The organism is Deinococcus grandis (assembly GCF_001485435.1).
Classification (GTDB): Bacteria; Deinococcota; Deinococci; order Deinococcales; family Deinococcaceae; genus Deinococcus; species Deinococcus grandis.
The window spans coordinates 22,501-45,971 of the sequence record NZ_BCMS01000005.1; the positions used below are offsets into that span (position 1 = coordinate 22,501).

Genomic DNA, 23,471 nt, shown 5'->3' on the forward strand with positions numbered 1-23,471 from the left:
CACGACGCGGTCGCGCCCACCGCCCGCTGGAAGGAATTCGTCGAGCAGACCGCCACCGCGTCCCGCATCATGTACGCCGCGCCCAATCGGCGCACGACCCACCGCGCCGTCCCGCTGGACATCCCGGCGAGCATGTTCATGCGCGCCCCGGGGGAATTCACGGGCATGTTCGCGCTGGAAACCGCCATGGACGAACTCGCCGTCACGCTGGACCTCGACCCCATCGAGCTGCGCCGGCGCAACGAACCCGCGCGGGATCCCGAGACGGGCCGCCCGTGGAGCGGCCGTCACCTGACGCAGTGCCTGACCGAGGGCGCCCGGCTGTTCGGCTGGGACCAGCGCCCGCCGACCGCCACCCGGCGCCGCGGCGAGTGGCACTACGGGATGGGCGTCGCGGCGTCCACCTACCCGGACCAGCACCTGCTCTCCACCTGGGCAGCCGTGCACTACCGGCAGGGGCGTTACCACGTGCAGCTGCAGGCCAGCGACATCGGCACCGGCGCCTGGACGATCCTCGCGCAGATCGCCGCGGACGCGCTGCAGGTCGGCGTGGACCGCATCCACCTCGAGATCGGCCGCAGTGACCTGCCTCTCGCCATGGGCGCCGGCGGCAGCATGGGCACCTACACCTGGGGCAGTTCCATCATGGCCGCCGCGGCGCAGTTCACCCACAAGTACGGCCCGACCCCGCCGGACGGGGCGCGCGTGCAGGCCCGTGGTCTGCGCCCCAGGGACTTCCGGAAGTACAGCCGGCACGCGTTCGGCGCGCACTTCGCGGAAGTCAGGGTCAGCCGCGTGACGGGCGAGGTCCGCGTGACCCGCCTGCTGGGCGTGTACGACCCGGGCCGCATCATCAACCCCCGCACCGCCAACTCGCAGTTCATCGGCGGGATGACCATGGGCCTCTCCGCGGCGCTGCACGAGGAGAGCTACCTCGACCCCCGCTACGGGCACGTCGTGAACCGCGACCTGGCGGGCTACCACATCGCCGCGCACGCCGACGTGCCGGACATCCAGGCCCGCTGGATCGAACATCCCGACTACGCGTTCGGACCGACCGGCGCCAAGGGCATCGGGGAGATCGGCATCGTGGGCGTCCCGGCTGCCATCGGCAACGCCATCTACAACGCCACCGGCAAGCGCCTGCGCGCCCTGCCGTTCACGCCCGACAGGCTGCTCACGGCGGACGCCGACCCGGTCGGCCGCACGCCCTGAACGCCAGCGCCGGACGAGCACATGAGGCAAGCGCCGGGCAGACCGGACGGTCACATGGCGCGAACCGGACATCAGGCGGCAGGTCAGCCCTTCCCACGCCCCTGATCCCGGATCATCGTTGTGAGCCCCGGCCAGTCCGGTGTGCGGCGGCGGGTAGGCGGCACGGATGAGAACTGACCGTCCAGAAGTTGTGTAGCTGCACATGTTCGCGCGGCAGGACGGTGGACAATGGCGGCATGGCCCACCCACCAGCCGTCACGCCCGTCCACCCGGCGGAGTCATGAACGTCCTGCGTTTCGTGGCTCTCCTGACTGTCGCGTACGGCACGCGTGTCCTGCGACTTCCCGTGCGCGGCTGGACCCGGACGCGTGAGGCCGATGGGGTCGGCCCGGTGACCCGCCGGACGTACTGGGTGGATCTCGCGCACCCGGAGCGGAGCATGCCGGACCTCATGGACGACACGCTGCAGCGCCTGCCCGCCACGATTCCGCGCGTGCTGGCCCGGTTCCGGCGCGTGCGGTCCTCGCCTGGGCGGACCGGGCCAGGTGACCGGTTCGCCATTCTCATGCTGGGCGTGCGGCGCGCGCGGGTCGAGGTGACCGACGTCCGACCCGACGGGTTCCGGCTGGGCACACTCCGGCAGCACTCGGAGTCCGGCTGGATCGAGTTCCACTACCGCCCGCTGGGCGAGGGCCGGTACCGCCTGCAGGTCACGTCGCAGGTGCGGGCCAGCAGCTGGGTTGACCGCGTCGCGTACCTCTGCGGTGTGGGCATCCTGCAGCGGCTCACCTGGGAGGCGGGCCTGCGGCGCGTTCTCCGGCGCAGCGGTGGCCGGAAGGTCGGGCATGGCACCACGACCGTCGAGTGGCCCTGACGATTCACGCCAGCGGGTCAGGGGCGCCCGCGGGTCATCTCACAGCGGACTGGAGCGCCGTGGTCGGGACCGGAGTGAACGTGTGTGCTGTGGCCGCAGGACCGTCAGTCCAGCGTGATGGGCGCCTGGGGGGCGCAGCAGCCGGAGGCGGGTTCGCAGCGGTCACTGGTGGCCGCTGTGGGCAGACCGCAGGCGTCCCCGGCTTTGCACTGGACGCCCGGTGGGCGCAGGTGCACGGTGATCGCGTCGGGCTGATGGTCAACGTGCGTGATGTGGTAGTGCACGGCCGGATTGCTGGCGTTGCCGTATTCGACGCGCACCTCGGCCTCGGCCCGCACGGGGATGTGCCGGGTGACGCGGTCGTAGATGGCGAGGAATTTCCGGTTGGTCATGAATCCGGCGCTGGCCTCTTCGGCGTTGCCGTCCATCAGTTGAATGACCGTCTCGCGCCAGGCGTTGGCGTGCCCACCGCAGTCCATGGCCTCGATGGTGACGGCTTTGACCTCGGTGACGTGGTAACCCGCCGGGACCAGTAGGGTCCCATGCAGGTGGAACTGCAGGGGTCGTTGGGGCAGGGTGCGCAGGGCGGTGATCAGGGCGCCTGTGGTGGTGTGCTCGCTGAGGCCGGGGATGGGGGCGGTCTGGGTCATGGCTGGGCTCCTTATTGACATTCTTCGGTGGATGAGGGCAAATGAATCAGCAGGTGAGGCAGGGCGTGCCCGACACCGGGAGTTGCACGATCACGGGAGGCGCCGGACGGGCGAGGAGCGCCCGGCGGGCCTGCTCGGCGTTCCGCAGCAGGTCCTGGTGGTGGGCGAGAGCGACGAACTGAAGGGTAAGGGCGTTCATACGGCCTTCTGGGGCTGCGGCACGGCGGCCAGCAGGGCACTGACGGCGGTGCGGGCGAGGTGCAGACCGTGGGCGCTGAGGGTGTAGTACGTCCATTTGCCGCGCTTTTCACTCGTGACGAGCCCGGCTTCGACAAGGATCTTCATGTGGTGACTGGTGGTGGGTTGACTCAGGCCGAGGCGTTCCTGGACGTCGCAGGTGCAGACGCCCTGCCCGGTGGAGCAGCAGCCCGCGTCAGCGGTGGCGAGGAAGTGCAGGGCCCTGAGGCGGTGTGCGTCGCCCAGCGCCTTGAACACGGCCGCGGTTCCATCGAAATCCATGGATGCAACCTACCTAAACCATCGAAGAATGTCAATGGGAGGATGGGGGCGCCCCGGACCGCCCGCGCAGTTGCCGGAGCACGACCGCCTCGTCGTACCCTGCGCCCTGCACTCCACTCAACCCCACGTCGTGCCGCCCCGGCAGCGTCCGAGAGGGAGATAGACACCGCCACCGACTCCCCCTGCCGGTCCAGTGCCCCAGTGACGCGCTCAACGCCGCGGAGCACACGACGTTCGCGAAGGGCCGCGCCAGTCTGTCCGAGGAAAGAGTGACCGGACTGCCCGGCTCGCCCAGGACCCGGGCGAACGATGACCGGCGCCAGTGGCCCGTGTGTCCAGCCGCGAGGTCACCGCTGCCTGAGGGGGAGGTGCATTACGGTGGCGGACGCAGGACAACCTCCTTGCAGCTGCGGCGACGCCCGGAGTGCGGCCGGGAGCACGTCGCGCGTGACCGGGTGGAAGTCGAGCTTCAGAAAGAAGTCTGCGGCCGTGGTGGTGAGCAGCGTCAGGGTCTCCAGCCGCGACGCCGTGGCCCGCTCAACCATGAGCCGCGTCAGCGCCTGTCCAATCCCCCGGCCCTGGTGATCGGCGCGCACCGCCACCGAGCGCAGCAGCCCGTGCGGACCGTATCGTTCCAGGCCGGCCATCCCCACGACCTCGTTCCCCTGAATCGCCAGCACGAAGTCGGCGAGATGAGTCTCAACCCCCTCCGGCGACAGTTCAGCCGCGGTCAGCAGGGTGTCCAGGGCGGGGAGATCAGCGGCCATGGCTTCCCGGAAGGTCAGGGGGCGGCGCGTGATCCACCGTCCTCTGCGGCGCCGGCGCATTCGGCCTCCAGGGCCTCGGCCAGGAGTTCCAGGGTCCGCAGCACGCTGGCCTGGTCGGCTGGGGGGACGCGGCGCAGGAGGCGAGCGGACTGCTGGCGCAGTGCCGCGTTCAGGCGGTTCACCTGTTCCTGGCCGTCCGGGGTCAGGGTGAGCACCACCACGCGCCGGTCGGGCTGCCCCGCCTGCTTGTCGATCAGGCCTGCACGGGCCAGCTCGTCCACGTTGCGGCTCATCCAGGCCTTGTCGGCCCCCAGGTGACGGCCGAGATCCGCGAGACTCAGCGGTCCTGCCCGGCTCAGGGTGGTGAGGATCTGGCAGCGGGTGAGGCTGTGGATGCCGCAGCCGCTGGCGGTGTGCTGCTGGAGGGTGGTGTGGAGCCGCGTGATGCGGCGCAGAAGGTCGCTGGCGTCCTGGGTCATCCCCACTCCTTTTGGTGCACTTGACAACGATCTGTGAAGAACGTACTTCTGAGAGGAAGTCATTGTCAATATCAACGATCTGGAGGCCCTCATGACCCTGCACCGCACCCGCCCCGCCACGCCTGCCGACGCCGCCGATATCGCCCGCATCTACACCCAGGGCATCGAGGACCGCAGCAGCACCTTCGAAACCCGCCCCCGCACCGCCCAGGACATCACGCCCTGGTTCGACGGCGCTCATCCCATCGTGGTGGTGGACCGTGGAGGCCACGTGACCGCCTTTGCCAGCACCAGCCTCTACCGGCCGCGCGACTGCTACGCCGGCATCGCCGAGTTCAGCGTGTATGTCGACCGCGCAGCGCGGGGCGCAGGTGCCGGGCGGGCGGCCATGCAGGCCCTGATCCCCGCCGCGCAGGCCGCCGGGTACTGGAAGCTCGTGTCACGCGTGTTCCCCGAGAACACGGCCAGCCGGGCACTCCTGGCATCCCTGGGCTTCCGGGAGGTCGGCACCTACGAGCAGCACGGCCAACTGGACGGCGTCTGGAAGGACGTGGTGATCGTCGAAAAACTGCTGTGATACGGGTTGCCAACTCCACGCCCGGAACCCGTTTCTCTCCTGCTCGCTCTGCTCCGCAGCTCTGCGAGTCCGCTCGGATTGAACGGCTTTTTCAGCCATTCAATCGGAGTCCGTGTGATTCCACGTCTTCGGGAGTCGCCCGGTGGCCCCCTCACCCTTCCGTCGCTTCGCGCCGCCCTCCTCTCCGGTGCGCTCTGAGCCGCACAAGGGGAGAGGGGAGAACGGAGCGCGCTCACGTTGGAAGCACGTCAATGGCAGCCCGTATCTGCCCCGCTGCTCACCGGTGTCACGAAGTGTGTCCCGTCCGCAGCTGCGCCGCTTCCCTGCGGCCGTGATACGCGTGCGCCTGGGCCCACTGGGCGGCCGCCTCGATGTCGTACGGCACCCGCCGGAACGTCACCGTCCAGAGGCCATCCCCACCTTCCAGCAGCACCCAGCGCGCCAGGGGCGAGCCGTCTTTCTGCCGGGACACCGCGCCGGCATTCACGACCGTCACGGGGCCGAGCTGACGCACGTGTTCCAGGTGGGAGTGGCCCACGATGACGAGGCGGGCGTTCCCGATGTCGCCCAGGCGCCCCCGCACGAGGTCGTCACTCGCCCAGGTCTTGCCGTCGCGCAGCAGGTACGTCCACGTGGAGTCCGGCGTGCCGTGCGCCGCGAGGACCTCGCCGTCCGCCAGGGAGACGGCCGTCGGGAGGGCCGCCACATACGCCCCTGCCCCATCCGGCACCTGGCCATGCAGCCACGCGAGCATCTCGCGCTTATCGGTGGTTTCAGTCAGCGGCTGGCCGAGGCGCTCGTCCGTGTTGCCCCGCACCTCCAGAACGCCATGCTGCGCCCTGAGCTGCTGCTGGAGGTGCCACGCGCCAGCCGGGTCCGCGCCGCCGAACAGCTGATCGCCCAGGTTCACCCAGGCGTCCGGCTGATGGACCTCGATGTCCCTGGCGACCGCCTCGAGCGCCCAGCGGTTGCCGTGTACGTCGCCGAAGACCGCGATCTTCATGCGCGCGCCGTCACCCAGGCCTGAACGCGGGCGTCGATCTCGTCGCGCACCCGGCGGAACGCGTGGAGGCGCTCGGCGTCACTGCCGGTCGCGGCGGCCGGGTCGTCGAAGGCCCAGGCGAGCCGGTAGGTGGCGTTCGGGAAGATCGGGCAGTTCGCCTCCGCGCGGTCGCAGACGGTGATGACGTACGTGAAGTGCTCAGCGATCAGAGGTTTGACGCCCTTGGCCCGCAGGTGGTCCGTGGGCAGGCCCTGCTCCTGAAGCACCTGCACGGTCAGGGGATTCACCGTGCCGGGCTCCAGGCCAGCGGACGTCACGTCATAGCGTGCGCCGCCGTGGTGTTCCAGAAGGGCCTGGGCCATCTGGGAGCGGGCGGTGTTGCCGGTGCACAGGAACAGCACACGGATGGGGCGAGGTGCGTCAGTCATGCGGGGTCTCCTTCAGGCACGAATTCCTGGGCCTGCTGCGGCTGAGGTTCGACCGGGGCGGTGGGCGCGAGCAGGTGATTCACAGCGACCGCGAGCGCCGCACCTAAGAGTGGGGCCGCCCAGTACAGCCAATGCGCCGTCCAGATGCCACTGGCCAGCGCCGGGCCGAACGAGCGGGCGGGGTTCATGCTGGCCCCGGTGATCGGGCCGCCCATCGCGGCTTCCAGGGCGACGACACCGCCGACCACCCAGGGCAGGCCGGAGCGCAGCGCGACCAGCAGCAGGAAGAACGTCAGGATCAGTTCAAGAATGAACGCCTGGGTCAGGCTGCCAGCAGGCAGGGTGACGCCCAGGTTACCCTTCAGGCCGAAGAGGGCCAGCAGGGTGAAGGCGGCCAGGGACGCCCCGATCAGTTGAGCAACGACGTACGGCAGGACGCGCGTTCTGGAGAACTGCCCGGCCAGCGTCAGGGCGAAGGTCGCCGCCGGGTTGATGTGCGCGCCACTGATGGGCGCCAGGGCGGCGATCACCGCCGTGACGGTCAGGCCGAAGACGGCCGCGACGCCGAGGTGACCCAGGGCGCCCGTCTGGGCCTGCACGACCGCGGCGCCCGGGCCGAAGAACACCAGGGCGAACGTGCCCAGGCCTTCCGCCGCGGCGGCGCGGGAGAGGGGAACGCTCACCTCAGGCCACCGGCACGGCGGGACTATCTTCATACGTGGGGGGCACGTCCCGCCCGTCCTTTAGCGCCTGCACGAACGCCCCGAACTGCGCCCGCTGCTGGTCCCTCACGGCGCGCCAGCGGTCGAGGCTGCCGCCCGAGGGGTCCACGAAGGGGTAGTGACGGCGGGTGGTCTGCCCGGGGTACGCGGGGCAGGCTTCGGCGGCACTGTCGCAGACGGTGATGACGTAGTCGAAGTTCTGCGGGTCCGGGACGTCCCAGAGGGTCTTGCTGGTGTGGGTGCTGAGGTCGAGGCCGAGTTCGGCCATGACGGTCTTGGCGTCGTCCTTGACGCGGGTGGCTTCCGTACCGGCGGAGTGCACGTCGAGGTCGACGCCGAGGCGGCGGGCGGCGTCGCGGGTGAGGGCTTCGGCCATCTGGGACCGGGCCGAGTTGTGCGTGCAGAGGATCAGGACGCGGGGCATGCCGTGACGCTAACACACCGATTTGACTTGATGTGTCAGGGCTGTTTGATCCGGCAGGAGGTCCACCAGCAGGTCCCCGCCCAGGCGGTACAGCGCCGCGCGGTTCAGGGCGTAGTACATGTTCTTACCGCGCTGCTCGGCGGTGACCAGCCCAGCGTCCCGCAGGACGCCCAGGTGGTAGGAGACCTTCGACTGCGGCAGGTTCAGCAGCGCCTCGAGGTCGCACACGCAGCGTTCGCCCGGCGCGAGGTGACGGATCAGCGCGTAGCGGGTGTCCTGCGCCAGCGCCTTGAGTTGGTCGAGCACAGGGGACGTCAGGCTGGTCACGCATCCAGTCTAATCGCTGCGATGTGGCCCGCCCGCAGCCGGGAGGGCGGCCCCCGGCGCGGTCAGGGCGTGCGGGGGAGCGTGAAGCCGAAGGTGGCGCCCTCACCGGGGCGGCCCTGCGCGGAGACCTGCCCGCCGTGCCGGATGACGATGCGGCGGACGTTGGCGAGGCCCACGCCGGTGCCCTCGAAGTCCTCGGCGCGGTGCAGCCGCTGGAAGACGCCGAAGAGTTTGTCCACGTAGCGCGGATCGAAGCCCGCGCCGTTGTCCCGCACGAACACCGCCCACTCGCGCGGCCGCTCCTCCGCCCACACCTCGATCCGCGTGTCCGGCTGGCCGCGCGTGTACTTGAGCGCGTTGGACAGCAGGTTCAGCGTCACCTGGCGCAGCAGGTCGTGATCGCCGGTGACCAGGGGCAGCGGGCCCACGTGCCACGTGACGTGGCGGTCCAGCGCGTCGACCTCCACTTCCGCGCGGGTGGACGCCACGAGCGCCCCGAGGTCCACCACACCGGCCCGCAGGGGCTGCCGGGACGTGCGGGACAGGTCCAGCATCGCGTCGATCAGGGTGTTCATGCGCCCAGCCGCCTCGTCCACCACGTGCAGGTACCGGCTGGCGCGGGCGTCGAGGCGGTCGCCGACGGAACGGCGCAGCAGGTCGTTGAAGCCGCGGATGTGCCGCACGGGCGTGCGCAGGTCGTGCGAGACGCTGTACGTGAACGCCTCGAGTTCCTCGTTGGCGCTGGCGAGCGCCTCGGCCTGCCGGGCGAGCCGCTCGCGCTCACGCGCGAGGGCGTCCACCTGCTCGGTCCGGTCGAGCGCGAGGCTGAGGCTGCCGCCCACCGTCTCGATCACCGTGCGGTCCACCTCTGACCAGCCGACGCGCCCGAAGACCGCCAGTCCGAAGATGCCCCGCACGCCCCGCGACGTCCGCAGGGGCACCATGGCGGTCGCCGTCACGTGCGTCATGTGCGGCGCGAGGTGGTCGGTCGCGGCGTCGTACACGTCCTGGTAGTACGGCTGGCCCGTCTCAGCGGGAACGCGCAGGTTGCCGGTGGTGGCGTGGGGCAGGCCCCGCTCGTGTTCGCGCTGCAGGTCGGCGTTGCCGTACTGGCCGAACATCCCCCGGACGAACCAGCGGTCCCCGTCGCGTTCGTAGTACACGGCGGCGTCCAGGTGGATGAGGCTCCCGAGCCGTTCCTGCGCCCGCCCGATCAGGTCGTCGGGGGACAGGTCGACGGTGAGGTCACGGGTCCAGTCCTCGACGGCCTGCAGGGCGCGGCTGCGGGCGTCGAGCTCCGCGTTGCGGCGCTGCAGGTCCATGGCGAGCCGCGCGGTATGCAGCGCGGACGCGAGTTGATCACGGAACTGGTGCAGGAAGTCGCGGTACGTGTCGTCCAGTGGGCGGCGGGGGTTGAGGCCGACCACGAGCACACCGGGCGGGTCAGGACGGTCCGGTGACGTGAGCGGCAGGATCATCAGGCGGGTCACGGGTTCGGGCCACGGTCCGGCGTGCAGGCCGTCCACGGTCACGACCTGCGCCCCGGTCGCGTGCGGCCCGGCGTGGGCCGCCAGCGTTCCGGCCGCCTGGTCGCCGCGCAGTCCGGCGTGGCGGGTGTGGTGGCCGCCGCGGCCGTCGGGGACGGACAGCCACAGGCACGGCAGGTCGTGCGGGTTGTGACCGGCCGCGTCGGCGGCGGCCAGCGTGACGAGGTCAGGATCGGTGACGCCCAGCAGCGCGGTGGTGAGCGCCGCGAGGGTGCGGGTGCGGCGCGCCGAGAGCACCCGCTCGGTGGTTTCCGTGACGGTGCAGAAGACGCCCTCGACACGCTGCTCGACGGTCACGGGCGTGTAGCTGACGTCGAAGTAGCATTCCTCCAGCGCGACGTGGCGGTGCAGCGGCACCAGCTGGTTCTCGAAGGCGGCGCTCTCGCCGCGCAGCGCCGCCTCGAACATGGCTTCGACCTCGGGGTAGCCGTCCTGACCGAAGATGTCGGCCGTGCGGCGGCCCAGCGCGGCCGGGTGCCGGTCGGTGCCGAGGATGGGGCGGTAGGCGTCGTTGTACAGCGCGATGAGGTCGCCGGTCCACGCGAGGTACATGGGCTGCCGGGACGAGAGCGTGAGGTCCGCGGCCGTGCGCAGCGCCGCGGGCCACGCGCTGAGCGGCCCGAGCGGCGTGGACGCCCAGTCGTAGGTGCGCGTGCGGGCGCCCATCTCACCGCCGTCACGGAAGGGTGTATCGGGTGTGGGGGGCTCGCCGGTCATCGCACTGCCGTCCAGGGTAGCGCGATGACGGCCCGCGGTGATCGTGCCCGGTGCGAATCGGCGCGGCGGGCACGCCGGCGGCTCCCCTGCAGGCGCAGGCCGCGGCCGGCCTGTACGTCTCGAACGGCAAACTGGTCGACGCGAACGGCGTGCCGTTCATCTTCCAGGTCATCAACTTCCCGTACGCCTGGTACACCGACAAGTGGTCGGCCGCCATGGGTCAGATGAAAGCCAGGAACGCCAACAGCGTCCGCATGGTGCTCCACAGTACCCGACACTTTCCGGCGATTTCGTCTGGGACGGCACCAACAGGTGGATCAAGTCACACAGGCGTGATGACTCCCGGCTGAATGACCGGACCAGTTCCCGCAAGCCCATCTTCACCACGCTCCACGCCCGGCGACCATGCGCCTTCTTCGGGCAGTCCAACGTGATCCCGACCAGCACGCACCACGTGTACGTCAACGTCAACAGGCACAGCAGGCGCTCCACGTGATCGTGGAGCGTCATGTGTGTCCCCTCCAGTTGAAAGCCCTTGCTCTTCAGTGCTCTGAAGAGGCATTCGATCAGGAACCTCCGGCGATATCGCGTCTGGATCGTCGTCACTGACCCCGCGTTACTGGCGATGATCAGAGCCTCGCCATCTCGGGTAGTTGGCTGGAACTATGCCCGACAGGAGACGCCCTGCGGCTGTGAGAGCCAGTCCCGCACCTTCCAGACGTGATTGGTCAGCCCGATGGCCATGGCCGGTGTGCGCTGGAGGAACAGCTGACGTCCCTTTGGGACGTCGAGCTTGCTCCGCAGACCCCGGTGAACTCGGCACCAGTTGTAGATCCCCTGCACCAGATGAGCCAGGCTCTCCCGGTGAATCCTCAGCCTCGCGAACGCGAGGCTTTTCCTCGCCAGGTGCGGGTTCATCCGCCGTGCCGTGGCATTCTGACGCTCCACAGCCGAGGTGTTGGGCTTGTGGTACCCCAACCGCTGCAACTCCTCGTTCACGCGAACCTGAGTGCCAGCCGCGATCTCGGTGCGCACGTTCACGACGCGCTTCCCGGAATACTCCTTGATGATCCGGACATGGGCTGCGGAACGCGGGATCCGGTAGGCGGTCTTCGGGAATCGACCACGTGATCCCTGTCTGGCAGGCCGATACGGCCTGCCGAACACTTCAGGGAACAACGTCTGGTACGACAGAAACCCATCGGTGAACAGCACGAGTCCATGCGGATCTGTCAGGCGTGCTCTGGCGTGCATGAGGAGCGACTGGGTCAGAGCCGCAGTGCGCTCGCCGATCTCGCCCTGGATGAGGAACTTGCTGCTGGGATCGATGACGGTCGCGTCCCATACCGCCTCTTTCTTGCGCCCGACGAATCCGTAGCGTTCGTCCGCTTGAATGCTCGTGACCTTCAGGTCACGAGCATTCAGGTCGTGGAGGTGTCGCGCGTGGGTTCCGGCAACGCGGACGATGCGCGCGACCGTGGTGCGGTGACAGCCGACCAGATGGCCCGTGGTGACGAAGCTGTTGCCGTGGGTGACATGTTCGACGACGGCATCAACGGTGTCCTGGGCGCAGCGGGCATTCCAGTAGGGCGTGCCTTTGAGTTCACTGAATTCCGCACTGCACACGGTGCACTTGAGGAGTCGTCGGCGGTGCGGGCCGTATCGTCTGCGGAGCTTGATGGTGCCGCGTTGCGCGTGGTGCTGGGCTGGACAGGCGGGGTTCTGACAGACGAAACGCTCGAGTGGGAGCTCTTTTGAAGACCTGTTGCGCAGTAGCTGAAGGGTCGGCAGGGAGTCGGTCCACGACTCCCTGCTGAGCTGTCCCTGTGCTCAGGGCGTGCAGAGGTGGTGGCGGCGTTGCCAACGGAGATTGATGAGCCCAGCGACACACCCCCACATCACGCCGTGCTGTGAGGTCTGATTCCTGAAAAACTCCTTGCAGACGCGAAATTTCTTGATGCGGCCGATGGCATTCTCAGCGCTGATCCGCACCTTGGAGATCAGCCGATTCAGCTCACGTTGCTCCTTGCTCAACTCGCCGTTCTTCGGTCGTTTGGCGGGCACGATGGTTTCCCAGTCCGGATAGACCTTCTCCATTCCGGTATAGCCCCGGTCTCCCCACAGCCGGACGTGCCTGGGCAGTCGGTTCATCAGTCGGGAACGTCGCAGCACCTTCATGTCGTGGGTGCGACCGCTGGCGGTCGCACTGATGTGCACGATCTGTCCTTCGGGCGTCACCGCCACCTGGGTTTTCAGGGTGTGGGTCCTTTTCTTGACGCTGTAAAAGCGCTTCTTGTCCTTTGGTCGCCCGACCGCCTTCTTGCCGGGGTTCTCCCCCTTCTTCACTTTCGGCTGCCCGCGAGGTTGCTCAGTCCCATCCACGATCACGTCGGTCAGTTCGGGGAAGATATCCAGAAACTCCTCCAGCGAGCGTATTTTCCTCGGGTTCCTGCTCACCCCTCCAGGAGCGTTATCCGGCTCGGCCTGGAGCGTCCGGGGACGGAGGGGAGCAGGCAACGCCTGCTCCAGGACCGGCAGCAGGGCGTGGATGTTCCGGCAGATGTTCGCCGCGTCCAGATCGAACAGGATGCCCAGAACATGCATGGTGAAGTACTGTCGCAGATAGAGCAGCGTCACCAGCAGCCGCTGGCTGAGGTCGAGCTTGAAGGTGTTGCCCGCTCCGATGCGCCGGACCCGTCCGGCGCGGGCAAGGGAGCGGTGATGACTCCGTTCCCACAAGGGCTCCAGTTCAATCAGCAGCTGGTCGAACTCGGCAGGACTCAACCCCACCAGCCGTTCAAAGGACCGCCCCCTGGATTTCAGCTTCTCAAGCCGCAACACCCTTGAACCTACCTGCTCCGACCTCTACTGCGCAACAGGTCTTGACCACCACGGCCGGGTCTGGCAGCACCGCCAGCGTGCTGCCGGACTGCAGCAGCGCCGCCAGCGTCAGCGCGCCCGTCAGGGCCGCGGCAGCACTCAGCGCGGCCGGCCACCAGCGGCGCCGCGGCGTGCGCGCGGGCTCCGCCGCGGTGGGCCGCGCGGCGGCCAGGATCACCTCCCGCAGTGCCGGGGGCGGCGGCGCAGCCGGCGTGGCCTCCAGCAGCGCCTCCTGCAGCGCCTGCAGGAGCCGCAGGTCGGCCTGACAGGCTTCGCAGCTGCGCAGGTGCGCCTCCTGCGCGGCCGTCAACGCCTCGCCCCGCGCCACGTACGCGTCCAGGTGTTCGGTCATGATGCCGCAGTCCGTCAGTCCAGCCACGCGCCGCCCTCCTCTCCCAGGTGACGTTTGAGATGCTTCAGGGCGTAACTCAGTCGACTCTTGACCGTCCCGACCGGCACGTCCATCGCCCGCGCGATCTCCTCACGGGACTCCCCGCGCAGGTAAGCGCGCTCCACCGTCTCCCGGTGCGCGCCCGACAGTCCGGACAGCGCCGCGTGCACGCAGTCCCGGCGCGCGCGGTCCTCACTGAGCCGCGCCAGGCTGGGCCGCCCGTCCGGCAGGGGCAGGGTCACGCCGTCCTCCCCGTGCAGAGGAACGGTGACACGCGCGCCCCGCAGCCGGTCCAGCGCCCGCGACCGCGCCATGACCAGCAGGTACGCGCGCAGCCCGGCCCGCGCCGGATCGAACGCCTCCGGTCGGTCCCACAGGCGCACGAACACGTCCTGGTGCACCTCCTGCGCCGTCGCGTGATCCAGCAGGTGCACCAGCACGCCGAACACGGCGGCCGCGTGCGCGTCGTAGATCTCCGCCAGGGCCGCCTCGTCCCGCCGGACCAGTCGGCCCGCCAGCGCCGCGTCCAGCACGGCCACGGCCGCCCGGAGGTTCAACGGGTGCCGGAACCGGCGGGCAGGTCCCTCCGGGTGTGGTCCGGCCCCGGAGGGCTCCGCTCCGCCATCCTCACGGGTGCCGGTCGAGCGGCCGACGCGGCGCCCCGCCGCCCGCGGGGTCTTCATCCAGGCGTCATCTGACGCTTCCATACAGTGGCGACCTGTCCGCGCGGACTATAACGGGGCATGAAGAGCGTCAATCCAGCCACGGGCGAGACCCTCGCCACCTACGAGGACCACACCGCCGAGCAGGTGCAGGCCGCCATCACCGCCGCGCACGCCGCCTACGCGGAGTACCGCCGCACCTCCTTCGAGCAGCGCCGCGCGTGGATGAACGCCGCCGCCGACGTGCTCGAACGCCGCGCCGGGGAGCTCGCGCTGCTCGCCACGCGCGAGATGGGCAAGACCCTCGAAGCCGCGCGGCAGGAAGTCCTGAAGTGCGCGTCCGCCTGCCGGTACTACGCCGAGCACGCCGCGTCGTTCCTGGCGCCCGAGCCCGTCAGGACCGACGCGGACGAGGCCTACGTCACGTACCAGCCGCTGGGCGTGGTGCTGGCCGTCATGCCGTGGAACTTCCCGTTCTGGCAGGCGTTCCGGTTCATCGCGCCGACCCTGATGGCCGGGAACACCGGGCTGCTCAAGCACGCCAGCAACGTGCCCGGCTGCGCCCTGGCCATCGAGGATGTGCTGCGCGAGGCGGGCTTCCCGGCGGGTGTGTTCACGACCCTCCTGATCGGCAGCCGCGAGGTCGAGGCCGTCCTGAAAGACCCGCGCGTCACCGCCGTGAGCCTGACCGGATCCGAGGGTGCCGGGCGGGCCGTGTCCGCCACCGCCGGAGGCGAACTCAAACCCGCGGTGATGGAACTGGGCGGCTCGGACCCGTTCATCGTGATGCCCAGCGCCGACCTCGACCTCGCCGCGAAGACCGCCGTGACCGCCCGCACCATCAACAACGGCCAGAGCTGCATCGCCGCCAAACGCTTCATCGTGCACGCCGACGTGTACGACGCCTTCACGGACGCGTTCGTCGCGGGCCTGCGTGCCCTGAAGGTCGGGAATCCCGAACTGGACGGCACCGACGTCGGCCCGCTCGCCACGCCGCAGATCCGCGAGGACATCCACACGCAGGTGCAGGACGCCGTCGGCAAAGGCGCGCGGGTCCGCGTCGGCGGGCAGGTGCCGCAGGGCCCAGGGAACTACTACCCGGTCACCGCCCTGGACGGGCTGACCCCCGACATGGCCGTGTGGCGGGAGGAGACCTTCGGGCCGGTCGCGCTGATCTTCCGCGTGCACAGCCTGGACGAGGCGGTCGAACTGGCGAACACCACCACCTTCGGGCTGGGCAGCAGCGCCTGGACGACCGACGCGGCCGAACGGGACCGCTTCGTCGCGGACCTCGAGGCGGGGTCGGTGTTCATCAACTCGATGGTCGCCAGCGACCCGCGCCTGCCGTTCGGCGGCGTGAAGAACAGCGGCTTCGGGCGTGAACTGGGCCGGTACGGCATCCTGCAGTTCGTGAACATCAAGAGCGTGTCCATCGGCGCGCCCGGCGGCGCCCACCACAGCAAGACCGAATGACCCGGATCGGGCGGCCCGCGCCTCAGGCCGCCCCAGGCCGGGCAGCCCGTGAGTCCCACCGGCGAGGCCGGGCGAGTGTGCGGCTGCCGCGGTCTCCCCGCGTCCCGCGCTGACCCTCGCACCGGCACTCCCGGGCCACGGTCGACCGTGAGCGGACCCGCCGATCACCCGCGCGGCTCAGCGGCATGATCTGGGGACCGCCATGCTCACACCCTCGCAACTTCAACTGCTGTCCTGGCTCAGCCTGTGCAGCCTGGTCGAACGCACCAGCGTGACGGGGCGCCGCGCAGACACGGAGACGTGCGTGGCCGGGAGCGTCGTCACCGACCACGACCTGGACACCCTGGAGGGCCGCGCCCTGACCGAACTGCTGAGCACCTGGCAGATCGGGCCGGTCGAGTACCGCCGGTACGGGCTGACGGGCTTCGGGCTCAGCGTGCTGCACGCCCACCAGGGCCTCGGTCCCAGATGGACGCGCGGCGCGCCAACGGCTCATACGGATTCCGTTTGTTTCGTTGACAGATCGGAACACCACCGATCTGTCAACTCCACGTCCGGAACCCGTTTCTCTCCTGCTCGCTCCGCTCGGGTTGAAAGTTTTTGCAAACCTTTCAACCGGAGTCCGTATCATACGGGATTCAAGTGATTCCACATCATTCGGAGTCGCCCGGTGGCCCCCTCACCCTTCCGTCGCTTCGCGCCTCCCTCCCTCTCTGCTGCGCAGCTCTCCGAGTCCCACAGGGGGAGAGGGGACAACGGAGCGTGTTCAAGTCGGAAGCAAGTCAATTTCATCCCGTATCAGAACGCGGGAACGACGGCGCCCTTGTAGGTGTTCAGGATGAAGGTGCGCGTGGCGGGGCTGCGCAGCGCGGCCACGAGTTTGAGGTAGTCAGGGTTCTTCAGCGTGGCGGGCTTGGCGGCCAGCAGGTTCGCGTAGGGACTGCTCGCGCCTTCGAGGGTCAGGGCGTCCTTGAGTGGGTTGAGCCCGGCGTCCAGCGCGTAGTTGGTGTTGATGATCGCGGCGTCCACGTCCGCGAGGGTGCGCGGGAGTTGCGCGGCGTCGATCTCGCGGAACTTCAGGCGTTTGACGTTGCTGGTGATGTCCAGCGCGGTCGCGGCCGTGCCGACGCCGGCCTTGAGGCGGATCAGTCCGGTGCGTTCGAGGAGCAGCAGCGCGCGGGCGCCGTTGCTGGGATCGTTGGGGATGGCGACGGTGGCGCCCCGGCGCAGCTCGGTCACCTGCGTGACGCGGCGCGAGTACAGGCCCAGGGGGGGCAGGTAGATCCTGCGGACCGGCACGATGTTCAGCGGGCGGTTTTGCTGGAAGGCGTTCAGGTACGGGACGTGCTGGAAGAGGTTGGCGTCCAGCGCGCCCTCGCCGAGGGCCACGTTGGGCTGCACGTAGTCGCTGAATTCCCGGATGACCAGCGTGACGCCCTGCCGGGCCAGGATGGGTTTGACGAAGGTCAGCAGTTCCCCGGCGGGGACGGGCGTGGCGCCCACGCGCAGGGTGCCGGCCGAGGCGGTGGAGACGAGCAGCAGGGTGCCGAGCAGGGCTGTAGAACGCATGATTGAACTCCTTGGGGGGTGCGGGGGTCAGCGGTGGTCGCTGCGGGTGGCGGCGCGGTCGCCGGCCCACCGCGTGAGTTGCACGAGCACGAGCAGCGCGGCGACGGTGGCGAACATCACGCCGGTCTCGAAGCGCTGGTAGCCGTAGCGGATGGCGAGGTCACCCAGGCCGCCGCCGCCGATCGCGCCCGCCATGGCGCTGTAGCCGATCAGGCTGACGACCATGACGGTGAACGCGTGGATCAGCGCGGGCCGCGCCTCGGGCAGCAGCACCTTGAAGCCCGTCTGCGCGGTGGTGGCACCCGTGGCGCGCGCGGCGTCCACCACGCCGTGCGGGACGTCTTTCAGGGCGCCGTCGACGAGGCGGGCGACGAAGGGAATGGCCGCGACGGTCAGCGGGACGATGGCGGCGGTGGCGCCGATGCTCGTGCCGGTGATCAGGCGCGTGAAGGGAATCAGCAGGACCAGCAGGATGATGAACGGCAGGCTGCGGCCCACGTTGACGACCGCGTCGAGTGCCCGGAACAGGGGTGGCAGCGGGTGCAGGCCGCCCGGGCGGGTGAGGGTGAGGAGCACGCCCAGCGCCGTGCCGAGCAGCTGCGCGCACAGCGCGGCGGGCACGACCATCCAGAGGGTATCCAGCGTGCCCTGGGCCAGCAGGGGCCAGAGGGTCTCCCAGGTCATGCGGGCACCGCCCCGGGCTGCGGCGCGGCCTCCGTAGCCGGCGCGGCGAGCCAGACGTCCACGCCCTGCGGGTGCGGCTCGGCCTGCACGAGGCGCGCGCCGCTGCGGGCCAGGGCCGCGAGCGTGCCGGCCGTCAGGTCCGGCAGCGTCACGCGCCGCAGCGTCTCGCCCGGTGCGAGCGTCACCTGCGGGCGGTGCGCGTCGAGCAGGGCGCGGGTGGCCGTGTGCCGCGGGTCGCGCAGCACGGCCCCCGTCTCGCCGCTTTCCACGAGCTGCCCGCCTTCGAGGACGGCCACGTGGGTGGTCACGGCCCGCACGACCTCGAGCTGGTGCGTGACGATCACCAGGGTGAGGTCCCGCTCGCGCTGCAATTCCAGCAGCAGCTGCAGGATGCCGGCGCTCGTCTCGGGATCGAGGGCGCTGGTGGCCTCGTCGGCGAGCAGCAGGTCCGGCGCGGTGACGAGCGCGCGGGCGATTCCGACCCGCTGCTTCTGTCCGCCGCTGAGCTGCGCCGGGTACCGCCCGGCGTAGTCGCCGAGGCCCACCAGACCAAGCTGCTCGCGGGCCAGGGCGTCGCGGCGGGCGCGGGGCACGCCGCGCAGTTCGAGGGGCAGGGTCACGTTGCGCAGCACGGTGCGCTGCGCGAGGAGGTTGAACTGCTGGAACACCAGGCCGGTGCGCGCCTGGTGCGCGGCGCGCGTGGCCGGGCCGAGCACCTCGCCGCGCACGCGCAGTTCGCCGGCGTCGGGCGTGTCGAGGCCGCTGAGCAGGCGCACCAGGGTGCTCTTGCCGGCGCCGCTGCGGCCGATGATGCCCATGCGGCTGCCGCGCGGGACGCGCAGCGTCAGGTCGTCCAGGGCGGGGCGGGGCTGGCCGGGATAGGTTTTGCAGACGTTCTGGAAGGCCAGGACGTCCGGGGCGTGCGGGTCGGGCACGGGTGACCTCCGGTCGGTATGGGCGGAGGGAACGGCAGACGTCCCCTTCCTGGGCTGGTCGCTCGGGAAGGGGACGGCAATCGTGCGTTGCAGTGAGGTGCACCCTTCCTTTACCCGATCTGCGGCCCGGGGTCATCGTTGGGGCGCGCAGGGCTGGAAAGCACCCGCCGTCATGAGGGCTGGTTGCTGCGGCGGTCATGGGTCCAGTGACCTCGCGCCGACTCTGGATAAAGGTGGCTTCGGTGAAGCCGGAGGAGACTCTAGACCAGTTGACCGATTCTGTCAACTGATGATGCGGGACAGCGGTGGGCTGATCGTCCAGTCCGCGGCTTCACCGCGCGCCGCTCTGGTCACGACACGGACGACCGTCACGAGCATCCGTGCAACTGCTCCTCCAGTCGGGCGCGCAGGTCTTCCACGTCGGTGCGGCGCCGGGGGTGCGGCAGCGCAACACGCAGGTCTTCGAGAATGCGTCCGTCGGCGAGCAGCAACACGCGGTCGGTGAGTTTCAGCGCTTCTTCGAGGTCGTGCGTGACGAGCAGCGTGGTGGCGCCCGTGTCGGTCAGGAGGGTGCCCAGCAGGGCGTGCATGTCCGCGCGGGTCAGGGCGTCGAGGGCGCCGAAGGGCTCGTCGAGCAGCAGCAGGTCCGGGCGGTGGGCGAGCGCGCGGGCCAGGGCGACCCGCTGGCGCTGCCCGCCGCTGAGTTCGTGCGGGTAGGCGCGTTCCCGACCGGCGAGGCCCACGTCCTGCAGGGCGCGCGCGGCGCGGAAGCGGTCCGGGCGGGGCAGGCCCAGGGCGACGTTGTCCAGCGCGCCCAGCCAGGGCAGCAGGCGGTCTTCCTGGAACATGACCCGCGTGCGGACGGGCGCGCCGGTGCCGACCCTCAGGGTGCCCTTGGTGGGGGTCAGGCCCGCCAGGGCGCGCAGCAGGGTGGTCTTGCCGCCGCCGCTCGCGCCGACCAGCGCCACGCGTTCCCCGGGGGCGACGCTCAGGGTCAGGTCCCGCAGGATGACGCGCTCGCCGTACGCGGCACTGAGGTCCCGCAGGTCGATGGCTACCCCGGCCGCCGTCAGGGGACCGCTCAGGACGGGTGCGGCGGTCACGCGCTCACCTTCCAGGGCAGCAGGCGGCGCTCCAGAAGGCGCACCGAGGCGTCGGCCGCCTTGCCGATCAGGGCGTAGATGACGATGGCCAGCACGATCACGTCCGTACGGAAGAACTCGCGGGCGTCCATGGCCAGGAAGCCGATGCCGCTGCTGGCCCCGAAGGACTCGCTGACGACCAGCGCCAGCCAGGAGATGCCCAGGGCGTAGCGCACGCCGACCAGCACGCCCGGAAGCGCGCCGGGCAGCGTGACGCGGCGGAAGGTGTCGAGCGGGGTGAGGCCGTACACGCGGGCCATCTCGGTCAGGCGCGGGTCGATGCCCGTCACGCCGTGCAGGGTGTTCAGGTACACCGGGAAGAAGGTGGCCAGGGCGATCAGGAACACCTTGCCGCTCTCGCCGATGCCGAACCAGAGGATCACCAGCGGAATCAGCGCGAGGTTCGGAATGGTGCGGATCATCTGGAAGGTCGTGTCCAGCAGCAGGTTCGCGGCGCGGAAGGTGCCGGTCAGGATGCCGAACGTGAAGCCCAGCCCCCCGCCGATCAGGATGCCCAGCCCGGCGCGCTGGAGGCTGATCAGGAAGTGGCGGCCCAGTTCACCGCTGCGCGCCAGTTCCCAGGCGGCTGTGACGACGGCGCTGGGGGCCGGGAGGACGCGCGGGTTGAGCAGATCGGTGCTGGCGGCCAGCTGCCAGCCCAGCACGATCAGGAGCGGCACCAGCCACCTCACCCATTCGCCCTGCCAGATCGGCCCGGCGCGGCGGCCCGGGCGGGGCGCGGCGGGGACTGCCGCCTGGGTCCTGGAGCGTGTGCCGACCGTCACTTGAGTCCCAGGGTGGGCAGCGCGGCGCGGAACGCCGGGAGGGTCACGTACGTCTGCGGGCCGAAGGGCACGTCGCGCGGCAGGACGCCCGCCTCACGGAACGCGACCGCGAGCGTCTGGAGGGGCTTGAGGTCGGACGCCCGGAAGGGCCGGATGTTGAACGGCACGCTCTTGGGGACGGTGACGGCCAGGACACTCCTGGGGATGCCGAGCTCGTCACTGAACTGGTTGATGACCGTCTGGCGGTTGACGTTCGCCCAGTTCGCGGCGCTTTCCAGTTCGGCCAGCAGGATCTGCAGGGCGCGTTTCTTCTCGGGGTTCTGCAGGACGCTGCCCGGCACGAGGTGGTAGTTGTCGCCGCGCCCGAGGCCCGTGTGGTCGCGCAGGACACGCCCGCCGCTGCCCTGCAGGGCGGTGGTGAGGAACGGGTCCCAGATGGCCCAGGCGTCGATGCTGCCGTTCTCGAAGGCCGGGCGCGCGTCGGGTGGGAGCAGGGGTACGACCGTCACGTCCCCCAGGGTCAGGCCCGCGCTGCGCAGCACGCCATACAGGAAGGCGTGCGCGCTGCTGCCGCGGGCCACGCCGATGCGTTTGCCTTTCAGGTCACCGACCTTCTGGATGCCGGAATTCTTCGGCACGATGACGGCCTCGGTGGTGTCGTTGTGGTTGACGGTCACGCCCACGTATTTCAGGTCGGCGCCGCCCGCCAGGGCGAACACGCCCGGGGCGTTGCCGACGCTGCCGAAGTCCACGGCGCCGGCGTTGGCGGCTTCCAGCAGGGGCGGCCCGGCGGTGAACAGCACCCAGCGGAAGTCGATGCCCTGCGCGGCGTACCTGTCGAGGGTGCCGCGCGCTTTGAGGATGTTCGGGAGGCCGCCTTTCTGGTAGCCGATGGTGAAGGTGACGGCCTGCGCGGTGGACAGCGCGCCGAGGGCGAGGGCGGTGAGGGTCAGGGCAGCGGAACGCGGTCGGGTGGTCATGGGAGTCTCCAGAGGGATTGGGAATGGAGGGGGCGGGGATGAGGGCCCCCTCCCGCAGAGGGACAAGGGGAAGGAGGCGCTTAAATGCTGCGGAAGCGGCCGACGTCGCTGGGGGCCGCGTCGGCCAGGACCGGCTCGGCGCGCAGGGCCGGGGCGTGCGTGCTGGGCCCGTGGGCGCTGGGGGTGCTGGTGTGCGTCAGGGGCTGCCCGTCGCGCGGCGTGAAGACGGGACTGGTGCGCCCCAGTGCGGGGAACAGCAGTTCGGCCACGCGGTACGCTTCTTCCAGGTGGGGGTAGCCGCTGAGGATGAACGTCTCGACTCCGAGCGCCTGGTACTCGCGCAGCGCGGCGGCGACGTTCTCGGGACTGCCGACGAAGGCGGTGCCGGCTCCGCCGCGCACGAGGCCCACGCCCGCCCAGAGGTTCTTCCCGACCCGCAGGGAGTCGCGGGTGCCGCCGTTGAGTTCACTCTGGCGGCGCTGCCCCTCGGAGGCGCTCTGCAAGAAGGCCTGGTGGGCCTGCGCGATCTGCTCGTCGCTGATCCCGGCGATCAGGTGCTCGGCAGCGGCCCAGGCTTCCTCCTCGGTGGGGCGCACGATAACGTGGGCGCGCAGCCCGAAGCGCACCTGGCGGCCGTGCCGGGCGGCCTCGGCGCGCACCTGCTCGAACTTCTCCCGCAGCTGCTCGGGCCGCTCGCCCCAGCTGAGGTACACGTCCACGTGTTCCCCGGCGACCTCCAGCGCGGGCTGGCTGCTGCCCCCGAAGTAGATGGGCGGGTAGGGGCGCTGCACGCTGGGCAGCAGGGCGCGGGCGTTTTCCAGCTGAACGTACTCGCCGCGCTGCGTGACCGTCTCACCGCGCAGCAGCGCGCGGAACGCGCCGAGCCACTCGCCGGTCAGGGCGTACCGCTGCGCCTGCGTGAGGTTCAGGCCCTCGAAGTCGAAGTTGCCGCTGCCGGACACGATATTCAGGTTCACGCGGCCGCCGCTGATCCGGTCGAGCGAGGCGGTCAGGCGCGCGGCCAGGACGGGGGAGAGCAGGCCGGGGCGCAGCGCGACCAGGAAGCGCAGCTGCCGGGTGAGGCTCGACAGGGCGCTGGCGACCACCAGGGTGTCCTCGTTGGTGCCGCCGGTGGGGAGCAGCGCGCCGTCGAACCCCAGCACGTCGGCGGCCTGCGCGACCTGCGAGAGGTAACTGAAGTGCGCCGGTCGGCTGGGCTGGCCCAGCTGGCGGCCGTCGCCGCCGGAGGGAATGAACCAGTACAGCGAGGGGGGGGTGGGGTGAGTGTGGTCCGTCAGGTCGGTGTGCGTCATGTGGGCTCCTGGGGGTAGCGGGGAGGACCTGACCCGGTCTCAGGGGGTCAGTCAGGGGCGGGGCACGGCTTCAGGTCAGGCGGCGCTGGCGCGCAGGGCCGGGTGGGCGGCGCGCTGCACCTGCGTGCGCCCGGTGAGGTACAGGGCACTCAGGTGCGCGCGGCCGTACACGCGCTCGAAGATCAGGACGTTCCATTCGAGTGTGCCGTGCGGTGAGGTGACGAGCAGCGTGTCGAGCGTGCCGGGTTTCCAGCGGACATGCAGGGTTTCCGTCATGGCAGGGGCTCCAGGAAAGGGCGCGCAGGACCGGTCGGCGCGGCGCCAGGGGGCCGCGGGAGCCGGTCGGCGCTGGGCAGGTGGAGGGGAAGACCGGGCCGCCGGGTGGACGGCCGTCTCAGCTGGGGCGAC

The 23,471-nt window shown here is 70.3% G+C and carries 29 protein-coding genes and 1 pseudogene (1 of these 30 running past the window's edge); 6 read left to right on the forward strand and 24 right to left on the reverse strand.

The genetic code is table 11. From position 1 onward, the window contains the following. Both DEIGR_RS18370 and DEIGR_RS18375 read left to right on the forward strand, forming a co-directional pair. Positions 1 to 1,215 carry the 3' portion of a xanthine dehydrogenase family protein molybdopterin-binding subunit gene (locus DEIGR_RS18370; RefSeq protein WP_058979848.1) on the forward strand. Its footprint begins 909 nt before the window's first position, so only the last 1,215 of its 2,124 coding nucleotides appear in the window; its start codon lies beyond the left edge, outside the window; the stop codon is at positions 1,213 to 1,215. 280 nt (positions 1,216 to 1,495) lie between these two features. Then, positions 1,496 to 2,089, forward strand: coding sequence for a DUF1990 family protein (locus tag DEIGR_RS18375; protein WP_058979850.1), 594 nt, complete (start codon positions 1,496 to 1,498; stop codon positions 2,087 to 2,089). Positions 2,090 to 2,193: 104 nt separating this feature from the next. On the opposite strand, the gene DEIGR_RS18380 is transcribed toward DEIGR_RS18375, so the two are convergent. From DEIGR_RS18380 to DEIGR_RS18395, 5 genes are all read right to left on the reverse strand, one after another. Further along, positions 2,194 to 2,739, reverse strand: a complete 546-nt coding sequence (locus tag DEIGR_RS18380) for a DUF6428 family protein (protein WP_058979852.1) — start codon at positions 2,737 to 2,739, stop codon at positions 2,194 to 2,196. Between the two features lie 46 nt (positions 2,740 to 2,785). Further along, entirely contained in the window at positions 2,786 to 2,938 is a 153-nt protein-coding gene (locus DEIGR_RS20970; protein WP_160329969.1) for a hypothetical protein, read from the reverse strand. Further along, positions 2,935 to 3,258, reverse strand: coding sequence for an ArsR/SmtB family transcription factor (locus DEIGR_RS18385; RefSeq protein WP_058979854.1), 324 nt, complete (start codon positions 3,256 to 3,258; stop codon positions 2,935 to 2,937). The genes DEIGR_RS20970 and DEIGR_RS18385 overlap by 4 nt, the downstream gene beginning before the upstream one ends. Before the next feature lie 347 nt (positions 3,259 to 3,605). Beyond that, positions 3,606 to 4,025, reverse strand: coding sequence for an arsenic resistance N-acetyltransferase ArsN2 (arsN2, locus tag DEIGR_RS18390; RefSeq protein ID WP_236704979.1), 420 nt, complete (start codon positions 4,023 to 4,025; stop codon positions 3,606 to 3,608). Between the two features lie 14 nt (positions 4,026 to 4,039). Beyond that, complete coding sequence (locus DEIGR_RS18395) at positions 4,040 to 4,504, reverse strand: MarR family winged helix-turn-helix transcriptional regulator (protein ID WP_058979973.1); 465 nt, start codon at positions 4,502 to 4,504, stop codon at positions 4,040 to 4,042. Between the two features lie 91 nt (positions 4,505 to 4,595). On the opposite strand from DEIGR_RS18395, the gene DEIGR_RS18400 reads away from it, so the two are divergent. Continuing rightward, positions 4,596 to 5,081: an arsinothricin resistance N-acetyltransferase ArsN1 family A gene (locus DEIGR_RS18400; protein ID WP_058979857.1), complete on the forward strand. Its 486-nt coding sequence runs from the start codon at positions 4,596 to 4,598 to the stop codon at positions 5,079 to 5,081. A gap of 286 nt (positions 5,082 to 5,367) precedes the next feature. Here DEIGR_RS18400 and DEIGR_RS18405 read toward each other — a convergent pair whose 3' ends face one another. From DEIGR_RS18405 to DEIGR_RS18430, 6 genes are all read right to left on the reverse strand, one after another. Beyond that, a complete protein-coding gene (locus DEIGR_RS18405) occupies positions 5,368 to 6,084 on the reverse strand; it encodes a metallophosphoesterase family protein (RefSeq protein WP_058979859.1) in 717 nt (238 codons plus the stop codon). Beyond that, the gene (locus tag DEIGR_RS18410; RefSeq protein WP_058979861.1) at positions 6,081 to 6,512 is read right to left on the reverse strand and encodes an arsenate reductase ArsC; all 432 of its coding nucleotides are present in this window, start codon (positions 6,510 to 6,512) and stop codon (positions 6,081 to 6,083) included. The genes DEIGR_RS18405 and DEIGR_RS18410 overlap by 4 nt, the downstream gene beginning before the upstream one ends. Next, complete coding sequence (locus tag DEIGR_RS18415) at positions 6,509 to 7,195, reverse strand: MIP/aquaporin family protein (RefSeq protein ID WP_229782237.1); 687 nt, start codon at positions 7,193 to 7,195, stop codon at positions 6,509 to 6,511. Before DEIGR_RS18415 ends, DEIGR_RS18410 begins: the two co-directional genes overlap by 4 nt. 1 nt (position 7,196) lies before the next feature. Then, positions 7,197 to 7,658, reverse strand: a complete 462-nt coding sequence (locus DEIGR_RS18420; protein WP_058979865.1) for an arsenate reductase ArsC — start codon at positions 7,656 to 7,658, stop codon at positions 7,197 to 7,199. A 9-nt stretch (positions 7,659 to 7,667) separates the two neighbouring features. Continuing rightward, complete coding sequence (locus DEIGR_RS18425; protein WP_058979867.1) at positions 7,668 to 7,985, reverse strand: ArsR/SmtB family transcription factor; 318 nt, start codon at positions 7,983 to 7,985, stop codon at positions 7,668 to 7,670. Positions 7,986 to 8,047: 62 nt separating this feature from the next. After that, positions 8,048 to 10,249: a PAS domain-containing sensor histidine kinase gene (locus tag DEIGR_RS18430; RefSeq protein ID WP_058979869.1), complete on the reverse strand. Its 2,202-nt coding sequence runs from the start codon at positions 10,247 to 10,249 to the stop codon at positions 8,048 to 8,050. A 50-nt stretch (positions 10,250 to 10,299) separates the two neighbouring features. On the opposite strand from DEIGR_RS18430, the gene DEIGR_RS20655 reads away from it, so the two are divergent. After that, positions 10,300 to 10,599 (forward strand): hypothetical protein, encoded by a 300-nt coding sequence (locus tag DEIGR_RS20655; RefSeq protein WP_058979871.1) that lies wholly within the window; start codon positions 10,300 to 10,302, stop codon positions 10,597 to 10,599. Between the two features lie 112 nt (positions 10,600 to 10,711). On the opposite strand, the pseudogene DEIGR_RS21405 reads toward DEIGR_RS20655, so the two are convergent. From DEIGR_RS21405 to DEIGR_RS18455, 5 genes and pseudogenes are all read right to left on the reverse strand, one after another. Then, positions 10,712 to 10,882: pseudogene (locus tag DEIGR_RS21405) on the reverse strand (transposase); the annotation flags it as partial. Positions 10,883 to 10,912: 30 nt separating this feature from the next. Continuing rightward, on the reverse strand, positions 10,913 to 12,022 hold the full coding sequence (locus tag DEIGR_RS21185) for an IS1 family transposase (RefSeq protein WP_456151381.1): 1,110 nt from the start codon (positions 12,020 to 12,022) through the stop codon (positions 10,913 to 10,915). Between the two features lie 57 nt (positions 12,023 to 12,079). Then, complete coding sequence (locus tag DEIGR_RS20070; protein WP_083524336.1) at positions 12,080 to 13,087, reverse strand: transposase family protein; 1,008 nt, start codon at positions 13,085 to 13,087, stop codon at positions 12,080 to 12,082. Next, positions 13,077 to 13,508: a hypothetical protein gene (locus tag DEIGR_RS18450; RefSeq protein WP_153013957.1), complete on the reverse strand. Its 432-nt coding sequence runs from the start codon at positions 13,506 to 13,508 to the stop codon at positions 13,077 to 13,079. The genes DEIGR_RS20070 and DEIGR_RS18450 overlap by 11 nt, the downstream gene beginning before the upstream one ends. After that, positions 13,496 to 14,059 (reverse strand): RNA polymerase sigma factor, encoded by a 564-nt coding sequence (locus DEIGR_RS18455; RefSeq protein WP_058979875.1) that lies wholly within the window; start codon positions 14,057 to 14,059, stop codon positions 13,496 to 13,498. Before DEIGR_RS18455 ends, DEIGR_RS18450 begins: the two co-directional genes overlap by 13 nt. Positions 14,060 to 14,263: 204 nt before the next feature. Between DEIGR_RS18455 and DEIGR_RS18460 the strand changes: the two genes are divergently transcribed. Together DEIGR_RS18460 and DEIGR_RS20665 are read left to right on the forward strand one after the other, a co-directional pair. After that, a complete protein-coding gene (locus DEIGR_RS18460; RefSeq protein WP_058979877.1) occupies positions 14,264 to 15,655 on the forward strand; it encodes an NAD-dependent succinate-semialdehyde dehydrogenase in 1,392 nt (463 codons plus the stop codon). 202 nt (positions 15,656 to 15,857) lie between these two features. Beyond that, positions 15,858 to 16,301 (forward strand): hypothetical protein, encoded by a 444-nt coding sequence (locus tag DEIGR_RS20665; RefSeq protein WP_153013958.1) that lies wholly within the window; start codon positions 15,858 to 15,860, stop codon positions 16,299 to 16,301. 152 nt (positions 16,302 to 16,453) lie between these two features. Here DEIGR_RS20665 and DEIGR_RS18465 read toward each other — a convergent pair whose 3' ends face one another. From DEIGR_RS18465 to DEIGR_RS18500, 8 genes are all read right to left on the reverse strand, one after another. Beyond that, entirely contained in the window at positions 16,454 to 17,224 is a 771-nt protein-coding gene (locus tag DEIGR_RS18465; protein WP_058979880.1) for a MetQ/NlpA family ABC transporter substrate-binding protein, read from the reverse strand. Between the two features lie 27 nt (positions 17,225 to 17,251). Next, entirely contained in the window at positions 17,252 to 17,908 is a 657-nt protein-coding gene (locus tag DEIGR_RS18470) for a methionine ABC transporter permease (protein ID WP_058979881.1), read from the reverse strand. Further along, positions 17,905 to 18,843 carry a methionine ABC transporter ATP-binding protein gene (locus DEIGR_RS18475; RefSeq protein WP_083524319.1) on the reverse strand — a complete coding sequence of 313 codons (939 nt, stop codon included), beginning with the start codon at positions 18,841 to 18,843 and terminating at the stop codon, positions 17,905 to 17,907. Before DEIGR_RS18475 ends, DEIGR_RS18470 begins: the two co-directional genes overlap by 4 nt. 368 nt (positions 18,844 to 19,211) lie before the next feature. Next, entirely contained in the window at positions 19,212 to 19,946 is a 735-nt protein-coding gene (locus DEIGR_RS18480; protein WP_083524320.1) for an ABC transporter ATP-binding protein, read from the reverse strand. Next, positions 19,943 to 20,770: an ABC transporter permease subunit gene (locus DEIGR_RS18485; RefSeq protein WP_058979884.1), complete on the reverse strand. Its 828-nt coding sequence runs from the start codon at positions 20,768 to 20,770 to the stop codon at positions 19,943 to 19,945. Before DEIGR_RS18485 ends, DEIGR_RS18480 begins: the two co-directional genes overlap by 4 nt. Continuing rightward, positions 20,767 to 21,750 carry an aliphatic sulfonate ABC transporter substrate-binding protein gene (locus tag DEIGR_RS18490; protein WP_058979886.1) on the reverse strand — a complete coding sequence of 328 codons (984 nt, stop codon included), beginning with the start codon at positions 21,748 to 21,750 and terminating at the stop codon, positions 20,767 to 20,769. Before DEIGR_RS18490 ends, DEIGR_RS18485 begins: the two co-directional genes overlap by 4 nt. Positions 21,751 to 21,830: 80 nt before the next feature. Further along, complete coding sequence (locus DEIGR_RS18495; protein ID WP_083524321.1) at positions 21,831 to 23,063, reverse strand: LLM class flavin-dependent oxidoreductase; 1,233 nt, start codon at positions 23,061 to 23,063, stop codon at positions 21,831 to 21,833. A 75-nt stretch (positions 23,064 to 23,138) separates the two neighbouring features. Beyond that, the gene (locus DEIGR_RS18500; RefSeq protein ID WP_058979888.1) at positions 23,139 to 23,339 is read right to left on the reverse strand and encodes a hypothetical protein; all 201 of its coding nucleotides are present in this window, start codon (positions 23,337 to 23,339) and stop codon (positions 23,139 to 23,141) included. Between the last annotated feature and the right edge of the window lie 132 nt (positions 23,340 to 23,471).